This is a genomic window from Nocardia sp. NPDC058244 (assembly GCF_042882065.1).
In the GTDB taxonomy this organism is placed as follows: Bacteria; Actinomycetota; Actinomycetes; order Mycobacteriales; family Mycobacteriaceae; genus Nocardia.
In genome coordinates this window covers 1-2,405 of record NZ_JBHVWX010000022.1, presented here as the reverse complement: position 1 = coordinate 2,405, position 2,405 = coordinate 1, and the positions used below count along the sequence as shown (strand labels likewise).

Genomic DNA, 2,405 nt, shown 5'->3' with positions numbered 1-2,405 from the left:
TGTTGTTTCAGATACCGCACAGTGGACGCGTAACACCTTCGATAGTAAGCCCTCGGCCTATTAGTACCAGTCACCTACACACATTACTGTGCTTCCAGTTCCGGCCTATCAACCCCATGGTCTGTAGGGGGCCTTAACCCATCAAGTGGGAGAGAAACCTCATCTTGGAACAGGCTTCCCGCTTAGATGCTTTCAGCGGTTATCCCTTCCGAACGTAGCCAACCAGCAGTGCTCCTGGCGGAACAACTGGCACACCAGAGGTTCGTCCGTCCCGGTCCTCTCGTACTAGGGACAGCCTTCCTCAAGTTTCTAACGCGCGCGGCGGATAGAGACCGAACTGTCTCACGACGTTCTAAACCCAGCTCGCGTGCCGCTTTAATGGGCGAACAGCCCAACCCTTGGGACCTACTCCAGCCCCAGGATGCGACGAGCCGACATCGAGGTGCCAAACCATCCCGTCGATATGGACTCTTGGGGAAGATCAGCCTGTTATCCCCGGGGTACCTTTTATCCGTTGAGCGACACCGCTTCCACTTGCCGGTGCCGGATCACTAGTCCCGACTTTCGTCCCTGCTCGAGCTGTCACTCTCACAGTCAAGCTCCCTTGTGCACTTGCACTCGACACCTGATTGCCAACCAGGCTGAGGGAACCTTTGGGCGCCTCCGTTACATTTTGGGAGGCAACCGCCCCAGTTAAACTACCCACCAGGCACTGTCCCTGAACCAGATCATGGTCCGAGGTTAGAAGTCCAATACGATCAGAGTGGTATTTCAACGACGACTCCACCTGAACTGGCGTCCAAGTTTCACAGTCTCCCACCTATCCTACACAAACCGTACCGAACACCAATACCAAGCTATAGTGAAGGTCCCGGGGTCTTTTCGTCCTGCCGCGCGTAACGAGCATCTTTACTCGTAATGCAATTTCGCCGAGTCTGTGGTTGAGACAGCAGAGAAGTCGTTACGCCATTCGTGCAGGTCGGAACTTACCCGACAAGGAATTTCGCTACCTTAGGATGGTTATAGTTACCACCGCCGTTTACCGGGGCTTAAATTCTCAGCTTCGCGCCGAAGCGCTAACCGGTCCTCTTAACCTTCCGGCACCGGGCAGGCGTCAGTCCGTATACATCGTCTTACGACTTCGCACGGACCTGTGTTTTTAGTAAACAGTCGCTTCTCTCTGGTCTCTGCGACCCCACCCAGCTCCGAGTGCAAGACTCATCACCAGGCGTGGTCCCCCTTCTCCCGAAGTTACGGGGGCATTTTGCCGAGTTCCTTAACCACAGTTCTCTCGATCGCCTTAGTATTCTCTACCTGACCACCTGTGTCGGTTTGGGGTACGGGCCGTGTACCAACTCACTAGAGGCTTTTCTCGGCAGCATAGGATCACTGAATTCACCACAACGGCTACGCATCACCTCTCAGGCTTAATGTTGTGCGGATTTGCCTACACAACGCCCTACAGGCTTACACCAGGTATTCCATCACCTGGCCCAGCTACCTTCCTGCGTCACCCCATCGCTTACCTACTACAGCCAGGGTCGTATGCAGCAATCCTCCCTCTCACCCGAAGGCTCGATAAGAAAACATTTGGATACTTAGCACAACTGATTCGATATTTGGCGCGGATACACGGGTACGGGAATATCAACCCGTTGTCCATCGACTACGCCTGTCGGCCTCGCCTTAGGTCCCGACTCACCCTGGGCGGATTAACCTGGCCCAGGAACCCTTGGTCATTCGGCGGACGAGTTTCTCACTCGTCTTTCGCTACTCATGCCTGCATTCTCACTCCCGTAGCCTCCACCACTAGTTCACACTGTGGCTTCCACGGCTACAGGACGCTCCCCTACCCATCCAGACGACTGGCCCGAAGGCGATCTAATGTCTGAATGCCGCGGCTTCGGCGGTGTACTTGAGCCCCGCTACATTGTCGGCGCAGGATCACTTGACCAGTGAGCTATTACGCACTCTTTCAAGGGTGGCTGCTTCTAAGCCAACCTCCTGGTTGTCTAAGCGACCCCACATCCTTTTCCACTTAGTACACGCTTAGGGGCCTTAGCCGGCGATCTGGGCTGTTTCCCTCTCGACTACGAAGCTTATCCCCCGCAGTCTCACTGCCACGCTCTCACACACCGGCATTCGGAGTTTGGCTGACTTCGGTAAGCTTGTGGGCCCCCTAGGCCATCCAGTAGCTCTACCTCCGGCGTGAAACACGTGACGCTGCACCTAAATGCATTTCGGGGAGAACCAGCTATCACGGAGTTTGATTGGCCTTTCACCCCTACCCACAGCTCATCCCCTCAGTTTTCAACCTAAGTGGGTTCGGGCCTCCACGACGTCTTACCGTCGCTTCACCCTGGCCATGGGTAGATCACTCCGCTTCGGGTCCATAATGTGCGACT

At 55.3% G+C, this 2,405-nt stretch carries 1 rRNA gene; it reads right to left on the bottom strand.

The features are described from left to right. Positions 1-40 precede the first annotated feature (40 nt). Positions 41-2,405 (bottom strand): 23S ribosomal RNA (locus ACFVW6_RS35055); the annotation flags it as partial.